Below are 21,793 nucleotides of genomic sequence, written 5' to 3' on the forward strand. Positions count from 1 at the left end.
TTTAGCCTGCGTTACTAGATGATGTGTTTGTAACCAATGGGCTTTCAGGGGGAGGCGTATGGTTAATCAGATGATCAATTACGCTATCTGTATCCATGTTTTGTGCCTGAGCTTGAAAGTTAAGCAATATTCGATGGCGCAGCACCCCGTGAGCCACACTACGAATATCCTCTAAGGTCACAGCAAAACGTTGATTTAACAAGGCATTGGCTTTGGCGCACAATACTATTGCTTGGCCTGCGCGTGGCCCTGCGCCCCAACGTACAAACTCTTTCACGCTTTGGTTCCCGCTAATATCTGGGCGAGTATCGCGCACGAGTTGACTGATGTATTGCAGTAGCTCAGATGCGATGTCCACTTGGCGCACTAGGCTTTGCAATGTCAGTATTTCTTCCGTATGCAGTACTTCTTTTAGCGTAACGCTTTGGGTGCCTGTGGTACGGGCTAGAATTTCAATTTCTTCTTCTGCACTTGGATAACCCACGCGCACAAACATTAAGAAGCGGTCGAGTTGTGCTTCAGGCAGGGCATAGGTGCCTGATTGCTCAACGGGATTCTGAGTAGCCAAAACAAAAAAGGGTTTTGGTAACGGGTGAATATTGCCGGCATAGCTGATGGTGCGCTCTTGCATGGCTTCTAGTAGTGCTGCTTGGGTTTTTGGTGGGGTACGGTTTATTTCATCTGCTAATAAAATATGAGTGAAAACGGGACCTTGTTTGAATTTAAAAAAGCGCTCGCCACTGTCGTGGTCTGTTTCCAGTATTTCTGTGCCTATGATGTCGCTTGGCATTAAATCCGGTGTAAATTGAATGCGTTTGTAATCCAGCTCTAGGGTCTTGGCTAAAGAACTGACCATTAAGGTTTTAGCTAATCCTGGGGCGCCTTCTAGTAAACAATGGCCACCAGCTAGCATAGCCACTATCAATTGCTGAACAACGCTGCGCTGGCCAACGATCACTCGGCCAAGTTCATCAGTCACATCGGCCAGCTTGGAAAGTAGCTGTATAATATCTTGTTCACCAAGGGGGAGGCTCTGTGGTTGAGAGGGCAAACTGTTCGTGGTACTCATGAGGTTACTACCTTAATTCTTATTGGTTGGCCGACTATTCTTCGTGCTCGATTAGCACGCTGTTCTTGTTTATATAAGCTCAGGCGGTCATGGCATAAAGTACGATATTCACCGCGAATTTTGTGTTGTCTTCTTTGAGCCAACGCTTGTTACGAAAATCATAATCCCATTCGCAGCCTAAGTCTTTATTGCTGTATAGCACCGCAATTTTGCCGTTAACTATGATGGCTTTCAGGTAGTTGTGAACCAAGTCATCACCCCAGCCATTGAGTTCAATAGAAGTACGTGGTGGCCCGTCAAAGGTAAAAAAAGCACTGTAAATTGGATGATCATTAGGGATCTTTTGCAATGCATCTTCCCCAAACAGGCTGCGCATTTGTGCTTCAAAGGTTTTGGCAAACATTCCATCAATATCGTGGTTACAATCATCTACAAAAACAAAGCCACCATTTTCAACGTATTGCTTAAAGTTCTGGGCCTCGGCATCACTAAATTGCACCAATCTGTGCCCAGCCATATAACAAAAAGGTGCGTTAAGCATGGCGGGATCTGACAGGGGAATAATGCGCTCTTTTATATCCACCCTCAGGCTGGTGTATTCAATCAATGAGTTAAGCACATTGGCAGGCATCCGTTCATCTACCTCCCAATCACCGGATTCATAGCTTAATCGAGTAAAATAGAAATCGTAATCACTACTCTGCGCCCATGCATTAGCGCCACGAAAAAACGCCTGTGCAGCGAATGCTATACATGCGTTTTTAATAAATTTTCGGCGGGGCATACTCATGGTTTGGCACACGTTCAAAAATGTTGAAGATGAGTTCAGGCTCCTACGAGCCTGAGACAAAGCGACTTATACTGCGTCAGACAAGCTGCTAAACGTAAAGTCACGAATTTTCATAGGCGGTATCATGCAGCCTTCAATCCGCTGTGGTTCACCCAGCGCCTCGATATTATTGAGCATAATGATCGGACTTTCATTGAAACGGAAGTTTTTGATCGGGTATTTGATCTTGCCGTTTTCAATATAAAATGTGCCGTCGCGGGTCAAACCTGTATACAGCAAAGTTTGTGGATCAAGGCCGCGTATGTACCACAAGCGGGTGACTAGTACGCCCCGGCGAGTATTCTTGAGCATATCTTCAAGAGACTGATCACCACCGTCCATAATAAAATTACGATTGGCTGGTATATAGTCACTTTTCGTATGTTTTGCCCAGTATGGCGAGTTGGGCATGTTTTTAATCGTACCGTCTTTTATCCAATCGATTTTATTCAATGGATAACCATTGCCAGCGAAGGGCGCGCTTGGGGCGATTGCATGCTGAGGATCAGAGTGAATATGGACACGTTCGTCAAACATTTTCTGGCCCAATTTGTTTTTCGGCGCATTTTCACCTTTAGACCCTTTGGCTACTTTATTACTTAAAAAACTACGTCCTTCATCGGCAGAGCGTTGATCAAACGCACGCATCATATTTTGAATCAGACCCACACTGGCTGCAGGTTCAAGAATAACCGTATACTTACCGGGCTCCATTTCTTTAGCATCTGCTGAGCCTTTCGATTTTTGAATGGCAATAGAGGACAACTTAGCAGTATCGAGCAGCTTCACGTCACTGTAGTCTCCTGATGCCCAGCCCGATCCTTTACCATCTTCGGTACGAATAGTGACAGAAAAATCTACCTGGGTAGCTGTGTTGTACGCGAACAAACCTTTGCTGTTCATAATTGCGCTCATTTCTACGGCGTCTTCTAAAAAGCCTGCCGCAATAAGCTTGTTCTTTTTAGATGGTTCAATACTATCAAAAGCGGCTTGAGCGCGATCCTCTGGGGTTACATCGGCAGTAGATTCAAAGTAGGTATTTGCTTTAGCGTATTTTTGTTTGCCAAATACAGGCATAAACTCTTCGTTTTCTGGAGCAAGTTTGGCTAACTCTTCCGAGCGGCGTACCACTTTTTCAAGGGAAGCATCGTCGAACTCATTAATGGTGGCGGTGCCTGTGCGCTTACCAAAGGTGGATTGCACGATAAGTATAAGGTCGCTTTCTTGACCTGAGGTTGACACAGTGTTGCGGGCATAGCGAATATTGCCACCTACTTTGCTTTCTAAATTGCATTCACATTCATCGGCTTTTGAGAATGTTAGGACTTTGCTCAGCAGCTTTTTGGCGTGTTGTTCAGTAATTATGGTCATTATATTTTCCTTCCTAGTGAGCTGCTTAAACGTTGCGCGCTGTGTTAATCACGTTAATGTTGTCGAATCTCGTGGTTGGGCAACCATGAGAAACCGCGCTCACTTGTGAAGGCTGGCCTTTACCATCAAAGAACGAACCGCCTACTCTATAATCAGATTTACCTGCTAACTGACTACAGCTATTCCAGAATTCTTGGGTGTTAGATTGATATGCCACATCTTCAATTTGATCGACAATTTTGCCGTCTTTAATTTCATAAAATAACTGCCCACCAAATTGGAAATTATAACGTTGCTGATCGATAGAGTAAGAACCGCGACCAGCAATATAAATGCCTTTTTCAACGTCTTTAATCACATCATCAGCGGATAAGTCTTTTTCATTTGGACGAAGTGACACATTCGACATACGTTGGAACTGCACATCGCGCCAGCTTTGTGCATAACTGCAGCCGTGTGACTCTTTTTGACCAAGCATATGTACTTGGTCTCGGGTGGCTTGGTAGTTGACCAAAATACCGTCTTTGATCAAGTCCCATTCTTTGGTTTTAACACCTTCGTCATCGTATCCTACATTGCCTAAGGTGTTGGGTTGGTTTTTATCTGCATAGAGATTGACTATATCTGACCCATACTGGAAATCACCGCTTTTCCATTTGTCTAGGGTGGCAAAACTGGTACCAGCGTAGTTTGCTTCGTAGCCCAGTACGCGATCTAGCTCCAGAGGGTGTCCGACGGATTCGTGTATAGTCAGCATTAAGTGAGCTGGGTCGAGCACGAGGTCGTATTTGCCGGGCTCTACCGATTTCGCTTTTAATTTGGCTTGTAGTTGTTTACCAGCGGCTGCGGCATCTTCTACCATATCGTAGGAGTTATGGTAGCCAACGTTTGCCCCTTGAACACGCACTTTGTCTTTCTCTAAACCGTCTAAATATTCATACCCCATACCCACGGGGTTACCTAAAGCAGAGCGCTGTTTGAAGCCGTCTTCCCCTACAGCTGTGGCGGTAAAGGGGGCCCATAGGCGGTGGATATCTTGATCGATGTAGGATCCATCAGTAGAAGCGAAATATTTTTGCTCATTCACTAGGAATAAACGTGAACTGATAAAGCTCGCGCCGTTTTGCATCGCCGCATCGTTTACTGACAATAGTAAATCGACCTTGTCTTGAATAGGGACTTTCATGGCATTCTTTTTAATAGGTGTTTGCCAACTGACTTCACCCACCCCTTTCACAGGAGCGAGTTGTACCGGTGTAGTTTGAAACTTTGAATTTGCCATAGCGACGGCGACAGCTTGTTCTGCTGCTTTGGCTACGCTGTCAGGCGTCATATTTGAGGTTGATGCAAAGCCCCATGTACCGTTAGCAATAACACGTACGCCAATACCCGCAGATTCAGTATTGGTTATGCTGTCGACGCGGGTTTCACGTGTCGTCACAAATTGGTTTAAGTAACGGCCAATACGGGCATCGGCATAGGTCGCCCCTTTTGCTTTTGCGGCGTTTAATGCGATATCAGCCAACTTCTTTTTATAGGTTACATCCATGGGTTTATCGAGAAGCTGATCGGCCGAGATAGCCACTCCCGATACTGGTAGCATAAGCGTGCCCATTCCGGCACTACTTAGCTTAATAAAGTCGCGTCTTTCCATATGTTCTGTCCCCTAGGTTAGGTGTTGTTATGATTATATTTTTATGACTTTCTATGAAGTTTATTTACGCTAATGCGGTTAGGGCTCAGTGTAGAGTATTGCGCGATCCACTCAAGTCGGTGAGTCGCGCTTTTGTTACATTTTGTCAGACAATGCTCAGTAAAACGTAACAAAACTTATCTAGCTGTTATTCGTCGTGTTTTAACTGTGTTTCAATCCATTGATTGACACTGTCTTCAAGTACGGCCATAGGTAAAGAGCCTTGGCCGATAATTACATCGTGGAACTGGCGTATGTCGAACTTTTCTTTCAAGCTGGCTTCTGCTTTGCTGCGAAGTTCACGTATTTTTAGCTCGCCAATTTTGTAAGATAGCGCTTGCCCTGGCCAAGATATATAGCGATCGATTTGATCTGCCGTGGCTTTCTCGGTCAGTGCGGTGCGTGAACCCAAATAATCAATGGCTTGTTGGCGGCTCCAGCCGAAGGCATGAATACCCGTGTCTACGACTAAGCGCACCGCGCGCCACATTTCGTAACCCAAGCGACCAAAGTCAGAATAAGGATCTTGATAAAAACCGGCTTCTTTGCCTAAGCGCTCAGAGTACAAGCCCCAGCCTTCTGAAAACGCTGAGTGGTTTAGTGTGCGGCGAAATTCAGGTACATCTAATTCCATGGCAATAGCGTTTTGTAGATGATGCCCAGGGACAGCCTCATGCAGGCTAAGGGCTTCTAGGTTGTATAGTGGTTGCTGGGCAGGATCAGAGGTTAAAAAGTATGTGCCGGGCGTGCGGTTATCTGGTGGCGGCATATAAAACGCACCGCGTGTAGCTGAGCCCTTAATGGTGAACGTATTGCGTGGCAAAGTAGCGAAAAAGCTGGGTAACTTGCCATACATTTTTTGGGTGATAAAAGCGGTTTTCTCCATCACATCCTGACGGTCTTGGGCGTAAAAACGTGGATCTGTGGCTAAAAATTGCAAAAACTCTGCATAGCTTCCCTTAAAGCCCACCTGCTGAATAATCTCGTGCATTTCTTGACTTATACGTTCCACTTCATCCAAACCGAGTTGGTGAATCTGCTTCGGTGTTAAGTCCGTAGTGGTGTAATAGTTGGCGGTGTAAGCATAGTAGTCAGCGCCCCCTTTAACACTAGAAATACCCGGCTCTTGGCGGCAGTGGGGCATATAGTCATTTACAAAGTAATCGTTAAAATGCACATAGGCGGGCACTACTGCGTTTTTGATAAGCTCGGCGCCTTTGCTGGCATAGCGTTGTTTTTGCTTTTTCGTAAATTGAGCCGGAAAACGGGTAAATGGTTCGTACAATGCACTGTCTTTGGGATTTTCAACGATGTGAGCTGTGATGGTTTGTTGATAGTGTTTGAAGGTTTCACAGTGCTGCACAAAGCCCGTTTTGACCCCTTGAGCGAGTAAATCAATATTTTCTTGATTAAAGCGCGGGTAGTCTTCAAGGCTAATCAAGTACTGATCGTAATCTTGCGCAGTTAGAAATGCCATGTTGGCAGGGGCCTCAGCAAAATAAGTATGCCAACCGCTTAAAAAGTTTATGGGGAAATAACGGTCTTGAAACTCATAGCTTTTGGCTTCGGTTTCACGCTCATATTTGAATAAGCGGTAACTGACCTGTTCATCCGTACTCAGTTGTTCAACGTCAATCTGAGCCAACTTATTAAGCATCGTTTGGTTAAAGGCTTCACGGCGCTCGAACCCCTGTGGGCTGAAATCTGCCAATTTTCCTTGGGGCTTCCATGCATCTGGATCGGTGCGAAAGAATATTTTCTCTTTTTTCGCTTCTTGCCAGTGGCTATTAAGCAAATCGTTAAATTCTTCGGTGGCATCCGCCCAAGTGTTCCCTGACATCGCCAGTAATGTGAGCATAGCAAGGGGTTTGCCGATTGCATGTGAAAGTGTGTTTTTAATAATGCTGATTTTCATTAATGTGATTCTTATTTTAATAAAAGGGTGTTTAAAGCACGGCTAGTGCGCCAATCGGGGATTCTAGGCTATCAGGCGGTGTGGTGAACCAGCGTGGGCCCTTGTCGGTCATGTAAATGCAGTCTTCTAAACGTACCCCAAATTCCCCAGGTATATAAATACCTGGTTCATCAGAAAAGCACATGCCCGCCTGCAGTCGCGTTTTTTCTTGATGCACGAAGTTAACGGGTTCATGACCTTCCATACCAATGCCGTGACCGGTGCGATGAGAAAGCCCAGGTAATTGGTATTCAGGGCCTAAGCCTTGGCGTTGATAATAGGCTCGCACTGCGTCATCGACGGCACCAGCGGGTACGCCAATTTGGGCATTTTCGAAAGCAATTTGCTGCCCTTTGCGTACAGTTTGCCAAATCTTCTGTTGTTTTTTGGTTGGTTCGCCATATACAAATGTGCGGCTGATATCAGACTGATAACCATGCACCGCACAGCCACAATCCATTAAAACAACAGAGCCATTGTTAATGGTTTGAGCCTGCTTGCTGCCATGGGGATAGGCACTGGCTTCGTTGAATAAAGCCATAGTCCAAATACCGCTGCCTCCCAACTGGGCCTGAGCACTGCTCATTAGCTGGTTGACGTCTTGTTGGCTCATCCCGAGCGCAAGGTTGGCGTGCACGTATTGGTATGCCTTGAGGGTGATTTCATTTGCTTTATGCATAAGAGCGATTTCGTGATCGCTTTTAAACATGCGACAACCTTGGGTAATCGGATCTGCAGAAGTGTGTTGCATCTGACGCATTAGGCCCATAACCCCGTCGAGCACGAAATAACGTACTGAATGTTCGAAGGCCAAGCGTCCCTTTTTTACATTACGATCGTTCAAAATCTGCTGTACTAACACAAATGGGCTTTCATGTTCCTGCCAAACGCGTACGTCGTCGCCAACTTTGAGAGATTCACGGATACTCGGCTCTTCAAAAAATGGGCATAAAACAGCAATGTCACCTTCGCGAGGAATGACCACAGCGGTTAAACGTTCGCTGCGCCACCACTGAATCCCGGTAAAGTAGTCCATTGCGGCACCAGGCTCTAAAATCATCGCTGCCACATTGGATTTCGCCATTAATGATTGCGCTTTTTTGATGCGCGCTTTACGTTCATTGACTGTGATAGGTCGGCTAGATGCCGTGATATCGGATAATATCGCTACTTTATCTGTGGCTAAAGAGGCAGAGCTATTTGCTGCAAATACCGATTGAGAAAGGGGGAGGGTGGCTACCGCTGCAGCACTGGCTTTAATAAAGGCTCTTTTTGTTATTTTCATCAGGTTCATTCCATATGACACTTGCCAGCAACATTATTACAAAACGTAAAAGAGTTATAGCCAAGACATAAAATTCAACAATATAGGGTGTAAGGAATTTAACCCAGTTGCGGGGGGCACAATTGCTTGGAAAATATTTCGATCACTTGGCAATTCGTGGGACAATAACGTGTTTTTTGCTGTACGCAAATATTCATTTCCAAGGTTTCTTTTAACCCAACAAGCCATACAAATACATGCCAAATAACGCCCGAGACGATTTTAATTATGCCCACAGGCTTGAGCAGCTAACTTATTTGTTATCTGAACATAAAGCTCTGTGGCAATTTGCGACGTTTAATCAATCTGATTTGCCATGGCGTGAAAACTACCCTGAGTTGTGTGATTGGCTAGATTCCCAATCCGTGACCGACCTTTTATCTGACGATACCCAAGCGCGAATCGGCCAATTTTTACCATTTGTGTCACAGATTGTGGCATTGACTCAGCTTGATGACTTTACGCTTGGTGGTTTAACCCCCAGCATGGAAAAAGATACCGCTGAATTTACCTCGGTTCCTGTGCATTTTAGCCATGGTATTGGCGGGCGAAAATGGCAGCAAATTAGTGCTTTTTTTGCCGCCCTTGGTCCTGCAAAAAAGGCTGAAAACTATCTTGAATGGTGCGCGGGTATGGGGCATCTAGGACGCTTGGTAGCATTAAAAACGTCCTCCAGTGTACACAGTTTAGAATGGCAACAGGCTTTATGTGATAAAGGCCGCACGCTTGCCCAAAAGGCGAATGTACAACAAGGTTTTGTGTGCGATGATGCGCTCGCTGCCCAAAGTGCCACTCACTTAACAGGTAAAGACTGCGCAATAGCCTTGCACGCATGCGGAGATTTACATACCGCTCTGCTGCGAGCGGCAGGCAAGGTTAAAACGCCCCAGGTGGTTATTTCACCTTGTTGTTACCACCTTACTCAAGATGCTCGCTACGTTGGGCTTTCCCAATTCTGCCAAGCTAACTTGATTCAATATGGGCTTGAGTTAGACAAAGACGACTTAAAACTTGCGGTTAAACAAGTCGCGACTGCTGGTGCAAGAGAGCAAGACTTACGCGAGCTTGAGCTAACTTATCGGCTTGGTTTTGACACATGGTTACGAGAGACACTAAACGCCGATAATTACATTCCTCTTCCGTCTGTGAAAAAAAGCCAGCTGAACCAAGGATTCGAAGCATTTTGTCACTGGGCCGCAGAGCAAAAAAATCAGCTGTTTAATGCCACAGACGAACAGATTGCTCAGTTTTTAGCGATTGGCAAACAGCGCCGAACCTTGCTTGCACGCTTAGAGGCGGTGCGCAGCTGCTTTCGCCGGGCTATGGAGTTGTGGCTCGTGCTTGACCGAGCACTCTTTATGCAAGAGCAGGGGTATCAGGTTGAAGTCGGCCTATTTTGCGCAGCACAAATCACTCCGCGTAATTACATGTTACGGGCGGTATTCGAAAAGTATGTAACAACCGAGTAATGCCATTCTACTTATTAATGTGGATTGGTATAGGTATCTGGAGTGACGGTTAATTCACTTGTAATTGCGAAGATGTGGGCAGAAATTATTCCCCTCAGTCTATATTAATATTTATTGTAAATTATCTTGAAAAAGTTTGGCATACTGCCATTGATGTTATATTATAACGTCCGAATTTTAGAGGGTTAACCAGCAATGCAAGTAACAGAAGATAAATCGCTATTAGATAGACTAGGCATATGGGCCTCCAGTTTATGTGCTGTGCATTGTCTTGCTTTGCCCATTCTGATCCCTTTATTACCCTTAGTTGGCGCAAGTTTCTTTGCCCAAGACTGGTTTGAAAGAACTATTTTGTCTCTGTCGATGATTGTTGGATTTTGGGCGCTATTGTCTGGTTTCTATCGCTACCATCGGCAGATTTATCCCCTTTATAGCTTGATGCTAGGTGGGATTATTTACTGGAATAAAGACATGTTTGGCGAAACTTACGAGCCATTCACGATTGCTACTGGGGCTTTATTGATAATAGGGGCGCACATTGTTAACTTGAAACTGTGCCAAAGTTGTCATAGCTGTGAGACAGAAAACAGCTGCTCTACTGATTAAAAGCGCTGCCAGCGCTTTTTTTCAACTTGCCAGAAATACTTTGGCTTTCCCCGGTCCGTTGCTAAACACACCATCGACTTGCCAATCAGCTAATTTCCTTAAATCGGCAGGTTGGTCAACTGTGTAAACAAAGAATTTTAAGCCTCTTTGTTTTGCATCAAGTACGAACGCCTCATCTACGAAACTCACATCGGCATTGACTGAATAAGCATTTAGTGCTTGAGCAAATGCAGCATATTCAATTGGTTTACTGGCGGTCAATGCGCCTATTTTTAGATCGGGATTATGCGCTTTGATACTGCGCAGCAAGTGATGATCGAAAGAAGAAACAATGAAGTGATCTAAGGTAAAACTGAGCTCGTGTATCGCGTTTTCGATGTTATCTAGTACCAGCTGTACGTCTGAAACACCTTTTATTTCAATGTTTAATAAGCAGCGCCCAGCGATTATTTCCATGACTTGCCACAGCGTAGGAATGCGCTCATCTAGTCCTGCATTAAGCTGTTGTAGTGCTTTAAAACTGTGGTCTTTAAGTTGCCCTGTGCCATTGGTTGTGCGATGAAGCCACTGATCATGAATGACCAGCAGTTCATTGCCGTGTTGATGCACATCGATTTCAATGCCATCACAACCTTGGTCAAGCGCTGTTTTAATGGCAAGTAGTGTGTTTTCGGGGGCATCAGCACTGGCACCGCGATGAGCAAAAACAAGCATGGTATTGGCCTATTTCTTATGTAACTTTTGAGTGTTAATAGTTTCGTACACAGCGGCCGAGATAACCAATATTCCGCCTAAATAAGTTTGCCAGCTTGGTTGTTCGTCGAGCACGATTATGGCTAAAATCACGCCATACAAAGGCTGCATACAGGCAACTAAAGAAAATGTTTTTGCCCGTAAGTGTTGCAGGCTGGTGGCTATGAGCGCGTGGGGGACAGCGGTAAAAAAGGTGCCAAGCAAGGCTAGGTAAATATAGGTTTTAGCACCGGCGTTGAATAAATCTGGACCAATGAAAAAGCTTAAACAGAAAAATATCACTAGGGTCTGGTAGGCCATAGCCAATGAGCCACTATAGTGAGAAAAGTACTTTCTGTGACATACATTGCGAAAAGCATAGAGTATGGCAGAACCGACGCCGACTAAGATCCCTAAAGTAACGTCATTCTTCAATGAGATCTCAGGAACAATCAGAAAGATACCAATAAATACTACCAACGCACTTAGAATATCTTGCCAAACCAGACGAATGCCTTCGAAGAAGGGTTCAATTAATACAGTGATCACCGGAAAGGTGAAAAGCGCGATCATGCCAACAGACACACTCGAGTATTGCATGGCAGCGAAATAACTCACCCAATGCGCAGCCATTAACAGGCCTAAACCAATGCCGATAAAGTAATCTTTTTTGCGCGAAAGAGTGAGTTTGCCGCCGCTCATTTTTACTAAGGTAAAAAGTGCTAAGCAGGCAACAATTGAACGACCGAACGTAATATCCGTCGCTGAAAGGGGGATTACTTTTGAAAAAAGTGCTGTCGCCCCCAGCAACATAACAGTGAGGTGTAGAGACCACAGGCTCTTTTTAACCGGATCCACAACTATTTGGTCAAGGTAGCGAAAACATCACCGAGGCGAGTGTCATCTCCAGCACTATAATCTGCTAACTCAACCATATCAGGCTCAAAACAAGCCACAATGGTTGAACCTAATTTAAAGCGACCTAATTCATCGCCTTTTTTAAGGAAAACCGCGTCCTCACCTTCACTTGGGTACTGCCAGTGCACCACATTTTTGCCTACCGGCGGTGAGACGGTGCCCGCCCAAACTGTTTCAATGCTAGCCACAATCGTTGCACCAACCAATACCATGGCCATTTTACCTTTTGGGGTATTAAATATTGCCACAACGCGCTCGTTTCGGGCAAACAATCCTGGAACACGCCTAGCGGTCAATGGGTTTACTGAAAACAATTCACCCGGCACGTAAACCATGTCAGTTAATTGGCCATCCATCGGCATGTGAATACGGTGATAATCTTTAGGCGCTAAATATACAGTGGCGAATTTACCATTTTTGAAAGGTGCAGCTAACTCTGGCTTACCACCTAACAAGGTCGTTAAGCTGTAGTCATGGCCTTTGGCTTGAAAAATACTGTCGTGTTTAATATCACCTGACTGACTCATCGCACCATCAACCGGCATGGCCAAGTCTTGCTCGTTAGGGCACATAACCCGAGCGTCATCTTTTAGTGGGCGGGTGAAAAATTCATTAAATGAGGCGTAATCAGCAGGATTTTCACGCTCTGCTTCAGCCATATTGACCTTATATTGCTTGATAAATAGTTTTATCAATGCAGTGGTTAAGCCACCTGCCTCTGCCGCCGCAAGTTTGCCAACTAGCCTAGAAATCAAATGCTTAGGCGTAATGTATTGAAATGCAATTTTTATCGAGTCGAACAAAATGAGAATCCTAAAACGAAAAGTTTTTACCGCCGACGATTGTACAGTAATATTTTATTGAGTGGGAATGATGATAAGCACGACTAGCTATATGCTAGTAAATAATGGTGAGAAATATTGAAACTGTGTATCGATGTGAATGCAATTTCTCACCCGTAGGCTCTTGATTTGAACTCTACACTTTACTGTGTGCAGGGCGCTGTTCGTCTAAATTAGACAAAATCTTATGGTAGCTTTCGTAACGCAACATACTGATATCACCTTTTTCAGCAGCGTCCCGAATGATACACCCTGGGTCGTCTGCATGCGTGCAATCACGAAACTTGCAGCCACCAATGTAATCTCTGAACTCTTTAAAGCCCCAGGTTAATCGTTCCATTGGCATATGCCATAGGGCAAACTCTCGGACACCAGGTGAATCAATTAAATCCCCCCCTTGAGGAAAGTGTAGTAACTTAGCCGTCGTAGTGGTGTGCTGACCTAAGCCTGAGTTATCTGATACTTCATTGGTAATCTCTTTGGCATCAGGCAGCAACTCATTGATTAGACTAGATTTACCCACCCCTGATTGACCGACAAATACGCTGACCTTGTCTTTTAAGCAAAGCGCTAGGTCGCTAATACCTGTGTGTTTTTTACAGCTTGTATACACTATACGATAACCAATATCGCTGTAAATTTTGAGCTGCGCCTCTACCTCAACTCGTTCTTCATCACTGAGCAACTCGACCTTGTTAAGCAAGATAACAGGTTCAATGCCTACATCTTCTGAGGCCACCAAATAGCGATCGATAATGTTCAATGACAATACGGGAATGACCGAACTGACGATAATGATTTGATCGATGTTCGCCGCTACCGGCTTTACTCCATCGTAAAAATCAGGACGTGTAAGCACAGATTTACGATCTTGTACTATTTCGATTACACCACTGATGCTTTCGGTGCCGTCTTTACCCGGACGAAATAGGACATCATCGCCACATACCACGCTGAGCACAGTACGACGAATATGACAGCGGTGAATATTGCCTTCTTTATCTTCTACATCAGCGTGTTTACCGAAACGGCCAATGACACGGCCAGATTGTTGTTCTGCCAGTTGGTCTTCGCTAGGGGTGCCAGCAGGTTCAGCTAATCGCTTAGTACGATTATGTGAAACTTGACGACGTTGTTTATGGGTAAGTTTGGGTTTTTTCGCCACAGGTGAATGTCTGCATTTGCTTCTAATATCTAGTATTATGGTAACGTTAGCTCGGTCGGAATTATAGCAATTCCGTTCAACAACTTAATTTAGCGCGATTTTAGGAGAAACCATGGCGGTGGATGCACAAAACCTTGTTTGGATTGATATGGAAATGACGGGATTGCATCCTGAAGTAGATGTGGTGCTTGAAATTGCTACTATCGTGACGGATGCCAACTTAACTATCTTGGCAGAAGGCCCAGTACTGGCCATTCATCAATCCGATGAGGTGCTCAATAGCATGAACCAATGGTGTATCGATACCCATGGTAAGTCAGGGCTAACCGAGCGTTGTCGCAAAAGCACAATAGATGAACAAACCGCTGTGGCTGAAACTATTCGCTTTCTTGAAAAGTACGTCCCTAAAGGTGCTTCACCTTTATGCGGTAATACCATAGGGCAAGATCGCCGTTTTATGGTGAAATACATGCCAGAACTGGAAGAATATTTTCACTATCGAAATATTGATGTGAGCACATTGAAAGAATTGGTCAAGCGCTGGAAGCCTGAAGTGCTAGATGGTTTTAGTAAAAAAGGCGTTCATTTAGCGTTAGATGACATTCGCGAATCCATTGCGGAGTTGGTGTATTATCGCCAACATATTTTTACTATCTGATTAGATGAAGGCTTGAATTGGGCTTTAATTCAACGCAATGTCGATAAACTGAGCACTTAAGCAAATCAATTTCACATAAATGCAAATTAACCCTTGCGTCCCCAGCCAGTTTTTGTAAAATGCGCACCCGCTGTTAATGACAGCGGATGATTTTGTCATAAATCATAAAGCGACGCGGGAATAGCTCAGTGGTAGAGCACAACCTTGCCAAGGTTGGGGTCGCGAGTTCGAATCTCGTTTCCCGCTCCAAAATTTGAAAGCGTTAAAAGTATCGGATAATTGTTACTTAGTATGCGACCCCAAAGGGTCACGACAACGTGGTTGCCGGATGCGAATCTCGTTTCCCGTAACGCGGTTAGCGCTCTAATTTTGAAAGCGTTAAAAGTATTGAACAATTGTTACTTAGTATGCGACCCCAAGGGGTCACGACAACGCGGTTGCCGGATACGAATCTCGTTTCCCGTAACGCGGTTAGCGCTACAATTTTGAAAGTGACAATCTTAGAAAAGACTTCAAAATACATACCAAGCACAACATCATTATGCGGGAATAGCTCAGTGGTAGAGCACAACCTTGCCAAGGTTGGGGTCGCGAGTTCGAATCTCGTTTCCCGCTCCAAAATTTAAAAGCGTTAAAAGTCTCGGATAATTCTTAGTTAGTATGCGACCCCAGGGATCACGACAACGCGGTTGCCGGATACTAAATTTTATAAAATCTTTTATCGAGACACCCAATATAAAAGTGGTTAATTTTCCCTCCTAAACTACACTTTTTGTGTGTTCCAATTTATTGAGTCGACTGTTATGCCTCAGTCACGAAAAAGCCAAATCAGTTTAATCGATACGCCTTATTATCACTGTGTGTCCCGTTGTGTTCGTCAGTCTTATCTGTGTGGCACAAACCAACTTACTGGGCAAAGCTACGAGCATCGTCGTGGCTGGGTGGAAGAGCGTTTACTGTTTTTATCGACCGTGTTCGCGATTGATATTTGTGCTTATGCAGTCATGAGTAATCATACTCATGTGGTGCTTTGTGTGGATAAGGAGTTGGCTGATAGTTGGAATGCCGAATCGGTACTAAAGCGTTATCACATACTTCATAAAGGCACGTTACTCACTCAAAAATTTATAAACGGGGATACCTTAACCCAAGGGGAGCTCATCACCCTTGATGACACTGTTGAAATCTACAGAAAGCGTTTATATGACATCAGTTGGTTTATGCGTGACTTAAATGAATATATTGCCCGTGAAGCGAATAAAGAAGATGACTGTACGGGTCGTTTTTGGGAAGGACGATTTAAATCACAAGCCCTACTAGATGAAAGCGCCGTGCTAGCTTGTATGGCCTATGTGGATTTAAATCCCATTAGAGCGAAAATAGCCAAAACACCTGAAACAGCAACACACACCAGTATTAAAAAACGTATTCACTCTGCTAAATATCATCAAGCTCAACCGAGTACGCTAATGCCCTTTGCGGGAAACCTGAAAGAAAACATGCCAAAAGGTATTGCGTATTCACTCAAAGACTATTGTGAGCTTATTGATACCACAGGTCGTTGTATTCGTGATGATAAGGCTGGTTATATAGATAACACTCAAAGCCCTATTCTACAAAGATTGGGACTAGACTCAGCACAGTGGCTGACCTTAACCACTGAGTTTGAAAAGCACTTCTGTTACGCCGCTGGGGGCGAGCAAATGATGAATGCCTTCAAGCGCCATACCCACCATCAACGAATTCGCGGGATGGGTAATGCAAAAGCGCTGCTAAAGCGCGCTTAAGATAGAGCTAGTCTGAGCTACTACATCTCAGCGAATACCCCTTATGCACCTCTCGTGAAGTAGACGCTTGGTTAAATTTCACTTACCTCATTCAGTCTTTTCTCAATCTCCCTAATATTCCACGAAAACCACCAAATGGTCAGTTTAGAAGTAGGGTTACTTTGTATCGCGTTGAATTCGTACGATCGAGAAATAATGTTAAAGCATAATTGAATCGGTTTATACGTTTATAGACATGGCTGTCTATATTACGTTTTTGGGAGCTCGTTTCCCGTAACGCGGTTAGCGCTCCAGACCTCTAAATCATCTTAGATGTAGCAAAAAGCTTTTGAGGTTTAGGTAGGGGGGCGGGCATTTGCGTGATCAAAATACCGTATTTCTATCATTTTATTTAACTTCGCTCTTGGTGCTTTTTACAATGCGCCAAAATGTGGCATTGCTGCCCTATACTGGTTACTTGTGCTTGGAACCGTATCAAGCTTAGTGCTGCTGAAATATTTAACTAATTGAAAATATTCCGCTTTATCTCGTTGGCATAGGATTTGTAACAAGCATTAAGGGTTCGGGGGATTTTGCCCTCTCAAACAAATTAATTCTGACGACGGCGTCTAGTGTTTCTGCTTATGTGGTGGGAAGACTGACGCCGTTTTTTGTTTGTTTGAAAGGACAAAATTTAAGTAATACCCGAACCACTTTTAATACTGGCTAAATACATTGACTTAAACGGGGTTCAAAATGGCTTATTTATTACCATCAGAGTTTGCCACCAAAATGGTAGACGCAGGGGAAGCAAAAATATTCATGTCCACACGAGATACCATTATTCGTGCTTACATGGCGGGGGCGATATTGGCCTTAGCAGCAGTATTCGCGATCACTATTGCTGTGCAAACCGGGGTGTTCTTAATTGGCGCAATCTTATTCCCCGTTGGCTTTTGTATGCTTTACCTTATGGGGTTTGACTTATTAACCGGTGTGTTTGTATTAACACCATTGGCTCTGCTCGATAAGCGACCAGGTGTCACCGTTCAAGGCGTGTTGCGTAATTGGGGCTTAGTCTTTTTAGGTAACTTCTGCGGTGCATTAACCGTTGCAATAATGATGGCGTTCATTTTTACCTATGGTTTTAATACTGATCCGGGTGCTATTGGTAAGAAAGTCGCATCAATCGGTGAAGCGCGTACTTTGGGGTATGCTGAATTTGGTACAGCTGGTTGGTTTACTATTTTCATTCGCGGCATGTTATGTAACTGGATGGTGTCGTTAGGTGTGGTGGGCGCAATGATTTCAACACACGTAAGCGGTAAAGTCATCGCCATGTGGATGCCCATCTTCCTGTTCTTCTTCATGGGTTTTGAGCATTCAGTTGTGAACATGTTCTTATTTCCATTCAGCATTATTTTAGGTGGTGATTTCTCCGTCATGGATTACCTAGTATGGAACGAAATCCCGACAGCCCTAGGTAACTTGGTTGGTGGTTTAGCCTTTACTGGTTTAACCCTTTACAGCACTCATGTGCGTACCGGTAAAAAGCGTGATTTGCCATACAGCAAAACACCTGATGTTGCTGCTAGTTCAGTCGCAGAGCATGCATCTCGTTAAGTGACATGCATCTAGCTAAAGTAGCCGTTGGCCAGCATTCAGTTGCTGGCCTTAAACCCATTAATCAGGACCATTGCGGCTCTCACTGTGTTCATGACGCCCAAAGTCGATTAAAGGGTCAAGTACTTGCTATGGCCGATGGCATTGGAAGCAGCTCAGTCAGTCAAGTGGCGAGTAAAGCGGCGATCAATAGTTTTTTACAAGATTACTACGCCACCTCTGATGCCTGGTCTGTTGAAACATCCGCGAAGCGAGTGCTGCAATCAATTAATGCATGGCTACATGGTTACACCAAGCAAAGCGAATTTCGCTACGATATTGAAAAAGGCTATGTGTGCACGTTTAGTGCGATAGTCATAAAAAATAACACTGCACATGTATTCCACGTGGGTGATGCTCGGGTGTATTTGCTGCGCGAAGGCGTTTTAGAGCAACTATCAAATGATCACCGACATTACGCAGCGCAAGGGCAAAGTTACCTCAGTCGTGCATTAGGCATGCATACTCAATTGGATATCGATTACTCGTCGATAGCTTTATGCCAAGGGGATGTGTTTGTGATGTGTACTGACGGTGTACATGAGTTTTTGCCTCCCACAGATTTACTCAATGGCTTGGCTTCTATTGCTAGCGTGCAACAGGAGCGAGATATTAACGCCCGTGCTCAGTCTTTAGTGCAAGCGGCGCTAGCTAACGGCAGCGACGATAATCTGACGTTACAAATCGCCTATGTTAGCCAGCTTATACCTTCCCAAGATAAGCCGGTAACAGACGTGATGACCGCGTTGCCTTTACCCCCAGCGCTAAAGGTGGGGCAAGTGTTTGATGGGTACCGGGTGATCCGTTCACTACACGTATCAGCGCGAAGCCATGTGTATTTAGTCGAGGATAAAGATACAGAGCTGCGTTGGGTTTTAAAGTGCCCGTCTGTGGACTTGTCTGACAATGAGCAATTTCTCGAACGTTTTTGTTTAGAAGAATGGATAGGGCGAAGAATACACAATACTCATGTATTGAGTGTGCCACCCAGTGAGCGGCCTAAACAGTATATTTACGTGTTGACTGAGTATGTTCAGGGGCAATCACTACGTCAATGGATGACAGATAACCCTAACCCAGAGTTAGAAACAGTCAGAGGGATTATTGAACAAATCGCTAAGGGTCTACAAGCTTTTCACCGACTCGACATGCTGCACCAAGATATTCGCCCCGAAAACATCATGATCGATGAGAAGGGCACAGTAAAAATCATTGATTTCGGCTCAACTACAGTGGCAGGGTTACAAGAAATTGGTCAAGGTTGTAGCAATAGTGAGCTACTAGGCACCGCTTTATACATGGCGCCGGAATATTTTCTGGGTGAGGTGGGAACAACTCGCTCAGACATTTTCTCATTGGCGGTATTGACCTACCACATGCTAAGCAGGCGCTTTCCATATGCCACACATGTAGCGAAAACCCGTACTCGTGCTCAGCAAAACCGCCTTATTTATCAATCAGTACGGGATGAAAATAGCGCAGTTCCAGCCTGGTTAGATGCAACATTAAGCAAAGCCTTAAAGATTGACCCTTACAAGCGATACGTAGAACTTTCAGAATTTATCCATGACATGCGCCATCCCAATGCGGATTTTGTGCGTCAATCAAAACCACCAATTATGCAACGAAACCCAGTGGCATTCTGGCAAAGTGTTGCGGGCATATTGCTCATCAGCAACCTTTATTTTTTATATGTACTGTTAAATTAACCAATCAAATCATTTTTACTCAGGAGAAACATAATGCAAAACAGAGAACAAGTCACTCAAGCTATTTTGGTGGCAAAAGTACAGAAGGGTATTACTTGGCAACAAGTCGCTGAACAGGTCGGTCAATCAAAAGAGTGGACCACAGCGGGATGTTTAGGCCAAATGACGTTTAACGCAGAACAAGCCGCCGTGGTGGCAAAAATTTTTGATTTGGACGAAAACGCCGAAGCCTGGTTGCAGGTTGTTCCATACAAAGGCTCATTTACTGAAGCGGTGCCAAGTGACCCACTTTTATACCGTTTGTACGAAATGATTAACGTTTACGGCTCAACAATAAAGTCACTTATTCACGAAGAGTTCGGAGACGGTATTATGAGTGCGATTGATTTCTCAATGGACATTCAGCGCGAAGAGAATAGTGCGGGAGATAGGGTAAGTATCGGCTTGTCAGGAAAATTCTTACCCTATAAATCGTATTAATAAGTGCTGAATGAGGTATTAACTTTCATCACGCAAGCGGTTTACGGTTTCGCTAACATGCTTTGCTCCGGTTAATACCTCTTCTATAATATTGGCGGCTTCTTCGACTTGCTTAGCACTTTCAAGCGACTGTTGATGAATACTAGCAATGCTGTCTTTCGCTTTTTGGCTCAAGGCACTGTTGTTGGTAACGAGCTGTTCAATACCCGCGGTTGAGCTCACGGTACGCGCTGCTAAGGTGCGTACTTCATCAGCAACCACAGCAAAACCTCTACCGTACTCGCCTGCTCTAGCGGCTTCAATGGCGGCATTAAGGGCTAATAAATTTGTTTGATCTGCAATGCCGCTAATGGTGGTGACAATTTTTGAGATTTCATCCGATCGTTTGTTCAGTTGTTCAATTAAGTCTGTCGAGGTCAGTGTACTGGTCACTATCGCGTTGGACGTGTCTACGCTGCGTTGCAAAATAACCGCGCCATCTTTGGATATTTTTGCGGTTTGCATCGATGTGTTATATGCGACTTCCGCCGCTTCTTGGGTGGCTAGCTGTTGCTGGATCCGCGCGGTAATGTTTGACGCAATCTTAACGACTTTAATGACCTTGCCTAGGCTATTGAAAACTGGATTATAGGTAGCCTCTAACCAAATGGTTTGTCCGCTTCGGGTCAGTCTATTGAATTGTCCACCTTTGAAGTCCCCTTGGGCAAGTTCAGACCAAAAATTGGGATTGTCACGATAAAAATCTTCTGTACAAAACATTTTATGATGCTTACCAATGATGTCGTTTGCACTGGTGTAGCCCATGGTTTGAATAAAGTTTGCATTGGCGCTAATAATTTCACCTGTTGGGGTAAATTCGATTAACGCATTCGAGCGATCAAGCGCTTCGAATATGGCGGTTTGGCTATCTAACCGAACCTTTTCAGCGGTAATATCATTGGCTATTTTGACGATACGAACAATTTTTCCATCTTGCTCAACTGGAAAATAAGTGGCTTCTAACCACAGGTCATCACCATTTTTACGTTTACGCAAAAATGTGCCATTCGCACTTTGTCCGCGCCCTAAGCTCAACCAAAACGCGCGGTATTCGGATGAGCTAGATTCTTCTGTTGTGCAAAACATACGGTGATGTTGGCCTTTTACCTCATCGATTGTGTAACCGACTGTCGATAAAAACAACGCATTAGCATCTAGAATGACCCCTTCAGGGGTAAATGAAATCGTCGCGCAATGTTGCGCAAGTGAACGAATGAAAGACGCTTCGTAATCGTCTACTTTAATAGAATCTTGTGTCGTTTTAGCGCGAGAAAAAAACATTCTAATCAACCTTTTTGATATCATTTTTGTGTATGGTAAATTATTTACCTATCACTTTTGGTGATAAAGTAGTGCAATGATATAGCATTACGCTCATTTTTAGTGGGTTTTTGATACGCCAAAGCATGCTTTTAAGTGGTTAACCAGTAGTTTGGTAGCTTATGCTGACAACATAAGTCGTATCTAAGATTAATCACTGTGGTATTGGTCTGTTAACAGGGAAAGT

Annotated in this window: 17 protein-coding genes, 2 tRNA genes and 2 pseudogenes; 9 read left to right on the forward strand and 12 right to left on the reverse strand. The window is 44.4% G+C overall.

The genetic code is table 11. The features are described 5' to 3' along the window. Position 1 precedes the first annotated feature (1 nt). From FX988_RS17065 to FX988_RS17090, 6 genes are all read right to left on the reverse strand, one after another. Positions 2-1,069 carry an AAA family ATPase gene (locus FX988_RS17065; protein WP_160181301.1) on the reverse strand — a complete coding sequence of 356 codons (1,068 nt, stop codon included), beginning with the start codon at positions 1,067-1,069 and terminating at the stop codon, positions 2-4. A 79-nt stretch (positions 1,070-1,148) separates the two neighbouring features. After that, a complete protein-coding gene (locus FX988_RS17070; protein WP_160181302.1) occupies positions 1,149-1,859 on the reverse strand; it encodes a DUF4159 domain-containing protein in 711 nt (236 codons plus the stop codon). A gap of 66 nt (positions 1,860-1,925) precedes the next feature. Next, the gene (locus FX988_RS17075; RefSeq protein WP_160181303.1) at positions 1,926-3,269 is read right to left on the reverse strand and encodes a TldD/PmbA family protein; all 1,344 of its coding nucleotides are present in this window, start codon (positions 3,267-3,269) and stop codon (positions 1,926-1,928) included. 25 nt (positions 3,270-3,294) lie between these two features. Next, positions 3,295-4,923, reverse strand: coding sequence for a TldD/PmbA family protein (locus FX988_RS17080; protein WP_160181304.1), 1,629 nt, complete (start codon positions 4,921-4,923; stop codon positions 3,295-3,297). A 187-nt stretch (positions 4,924-5,110) separates the two neighbouring features. Further along, complete coding sequence (locus tag FX988_RS17085) at positions 5,111-6,877, reverse strand: DUF885 domain-containing protein (protein WP_160181305.1); 1,767 nt, start codon at positions 6,875-6,877, stop codon at positions 5,111-5,113. 31 nt (positions 6,878-6,908) lie between these two features. Then, positions 6,909-8,201, reverse strand: coding sequence for a M24 family metallopeptidase (locus FX988_RS17090; protein WP_160181306.1), 1,293 nt, complete (start codon positions 8,199-8,201; stop codon positions 6,909-6,911). Positions 8,202-8,437: 236 nt separating this feature from the next. Here FX988_RS17090 and FX988_RS17095 point away from each other — a divergent pair, with 236 nt between their 5' ends. Both FX988_RS17095 and FX988_RS17100 read left to right on the forward strand, forming a co-directional pair. Then, a complete protein-coding gene (locus FX988_RS17095; protein WP_160181307.1) occupies positions 8,438-9,709 on the forward strand; it encodes a methyltransferase in 1,272 nt (423 codons plus the stop codon). 195 nt (positions 9,710-9,904) lie between these two features. Beyond that, entirely contained in the window at positions 9,905-10,315 is a 411-nt protein-coding gene (locus tag FX988_RS17100; RefSeq protein ID WP_160181308.1) for a MerC domain-containing protein, read from the forward strand. A gap of 21 nt (positions 10,316-10,336) precedes the next feature. On the opposite strand, the gene FX988_RS17105 is transcribed toward FX988_RS17100, so the two are convergent. The 4 genes from FX988_RS17105 to rsgA form a co-directional block, all read right to left on the reverse strand. Further along, on the reverse strand, positions 10,337-11,029 hold the full coding sequence (locus FX988_RS17105) for a glycerophosphodiester phosphodiesterase (protein ID WP_160181309.1): 693 nt from the start codon (positions 11,027-11,029) through the stop codon (positions 10,337-10,339). Between the two features lie 9 nt (positions 11,030-11,038). Continuing rightward, positions 11,039-11,905, reverse strand: a complete 867-nt coding sequence (locus FX988_RS17110) for a DMT family transporter (protein WP_160181310.1) — start codon at positions 11,903-11,905, stop codon at positions 11,039-11,041. Positions 11,906-11,907: 2 nt separating this feature from the next. Then, on the reverse strand, positions 11,908-12,768 hold the full coding sequence (asd, locus tag FX988_RS17115; RefSeq protein WP_160181311.1) for an archaetidylserine decarboxylase: 861 nt from the start codon (positions 12,766-12,768) through the stop codon (positions 11,908-11,910). Positions 12,769-12,943: 175 nt separating this feature from the next. After that, on the reverse strand, positions 12,944-13,972 hold the full coding sequence (gene rsgA, locus FX988_RS17120; protein ID WP_160181312.1) for a small ribosomal subunit biogenesis GTPase RsgA: 1,029 nt from the start codon (positions 13,970-13,972) through the stop codon (positions 12,944-12,946). Between the two features lie 112 nt (positions 13,973-14,084). On the opposite strand from rsgA, the gene orn reads away from it, so the two are divergent. From orn to cynS, 7 genes are all read left to right on the forward strand, one after another. Beyond that, positions 14,085-14,630 (forward strand): oligoribonuclease, encoded by a 546-nt coding sequence (gene orn, locus FX988_RS17125; protein ID WP_160181313.1) that lies wholly within the window; start codon positions 14,085-14,087, stop codon positions 14,628-14,630. Positions 14,631-14,804: 174 nt separating this feature from the next. Beyond that, positions 14,805-14,879, forward strand: a tRNA-Gly gene (locus FX988_RS17130). 294 nt (positions 14,880-15,173) lie between these two features. Beyond that, positions 15,174-15,248: transfer RNA gene (locus FX988_RS17135), tRNA-Gly, on the forward strand. A gap of 185 nt (positions 15,249-15,433) precedes the next feature. Further along, positions 15,434-16,417: a transposase gene (locus tag FX988_RS17140; RefSeq protein WP_160181314.1), complete on the forward strand. Its 984-nt coding sequence runs from the start codon at positions 15,434-15,436 to the stop codon at positions 16,415-16,417. Positions 16,418-17,152: 735 nt separating this feature from the next. Further along, positions 17,153-18,019 carry a formate/nitrite transporter family protein gene (locus FX988_RS17145; protein WP_160181315.1) on the forward strand — a complete coding sequence of 289 codons (867 nt, stop codon included), beginning with the start codon at positions 17,153-17,155 and terminating at the stop codon, positions 18,017-18,019. Between the two features lie 5 nt (positions 18,020-18,024). Beyond that, positions 18,025-19,767, forward strand: coding sequence for a bifunctional protein-serine/threonine kinase/phosphatase (locus tag FX988_RS17150; RefSeq protein WP_160181316.1), 1,743 nt, complete (start codon positions 18,025-18,027; stop codon positions 19,765-19,767). A 33-nt stretch (positions 19,768-19,800) separates the two neighbouring features. Beyond that, on the forward strand, positions 19,801-20,247 hold the full coding sequence (gene cynS, locus FX988_RS17155) for a cyanase (RefSeq protein WP_160181317.1): 447 nt from the start codon (positions 19,801-19,803) through the stop codon (positions 20,245-20,247). Between the two features lie 18 nt (positions 20,248-20,265). Here cynS and FX988_RS21940 read toward each other — a convergent pair. Both FX988_RS21940 and FX988_RS21945 read right to left on the reverse strand, forming a co-directional pair. Next, positions 20,266-20,601, reverse strand: a pseudogene (locus tag FX988_RS21940) (methyl-accepting chemotaxis protein); the annotation flags it as partial. A gap of 252 nt (positions 20,602-20,853) precedes the next feature. Next, a pseudogene (locus FX988_RS21945) lies at positions 20,854-21,591 on the reverse strand (PAS domain-containing protein); the annotation flags it as partial. Positions 21,592-21,793 lie beyond the last annotated feature (202 nt).

The organism is Paraglaciecola mesophila (assembly GCF_009906955.1).
Taxonomy (GTDB): Bacteria; Pseudomonadota; Gammaproteobacteria; order Enterobacterales; family Alteromonadaceae; genus Paraglaciecola; species Paraglaciecola mesophila_A.

Bases quoted from the DNA above. Each gene is read 5' to 3' on its own strand.
- FX988_RS17090 (WP_160181306.1), bottom strand. From the start codon at position 8,201: ATGAAAATAACAAAAAGAGCCTTTATTAAAGCCAGTGCTGCAGCGGTA.
- FX988_RS17100 (WP_160181308.1), top strand. From the start codon at position 9,905: ATGCAAGTAACAGAAGATAAATCGCTATTAGATAGACTAGGCATATGG.
- orn (WP_160181313.1), top strand. From the start codon at position 14,085: ATGGCGGTGGATGCACAAAACCTTGTTTGGATTGATATGGAAATGACG.
- FX988_RS17080 (WP_160181304.1), bottom strand. From the start codon at position 4,923: ATGGAAAGACGCGACTTTATTAAGCTAAGTAGTGCCGGAATGGGCACG.
- FX988_RS17145 (WP_160181315.1), top strand. From the start codon at position 17,153: ATGGCTTATTTATTACCATCAGAGTTTGCCACCAAAATGGTAGACGCA.
- FX988_RS17105 (WP_160181309.1), bottom strand. From the start codon at position 11,029: ATGCTTGTTTTTGCTCATCGCGGTGCCAGTGCTGATGCCCCCGAAAAC.
- FX988_RS17070 (WP_160181302.1), bottom strand. From the start codon at position 1,859: ATGAGTATGCCCCGCCGAAAATTTATTAAAAACGCATGTATAGCATTC.
- FX988_RS17095 (WP_160181307.1), top strand. From the start codon at position 8,438: ATGCCAAATAACGCCCGAGACGATTTTAATTATGCCCACAGGCTTGAG.
- FX988_RS17065 (WP_160181301.1), bottom strand. From the start codon at position 1,069: ATGAGTACCACGAACAGTTTGCCCTCTCAACCACAGAGCCTCCCCCTT.
- FX988_RS17085 (WP_160181305.1), bottom strand. From the start codon at position 6,877: ATGAAAATCAGCATTATTAAAAACACACTTTCACATGCAATCGGCAAA.
- cynS (WP_160181317.1), top strand. From the start codon at position 19,801: ATGCAAAACAGAGAACAAGTCACTCAAGCTATTTTGGTGGCAAAAGTA.
- FX988_RS17150 (WP_160181316.1), top strand. From the start codon at position 18,025: ATGCATCTAGCTAAAGTAGCCGTTGGCCAGCATTCAGTTGCTGGCCTT.
- FX988_RS17140 (WP_160181314.1), top strand. From the start codon at position 15,434: ATGCCTCAGTCACGAAAAAGCCAAATCAGTTTAATCGATACGCCTTAT.
- FX988_RS17075 (WP_160181303.1), bottom strand. From the start codon at position 3,269: ATGACCATAATTACTGAACAACACGCCAAAAAGCTGCTGAGCAAAGTC.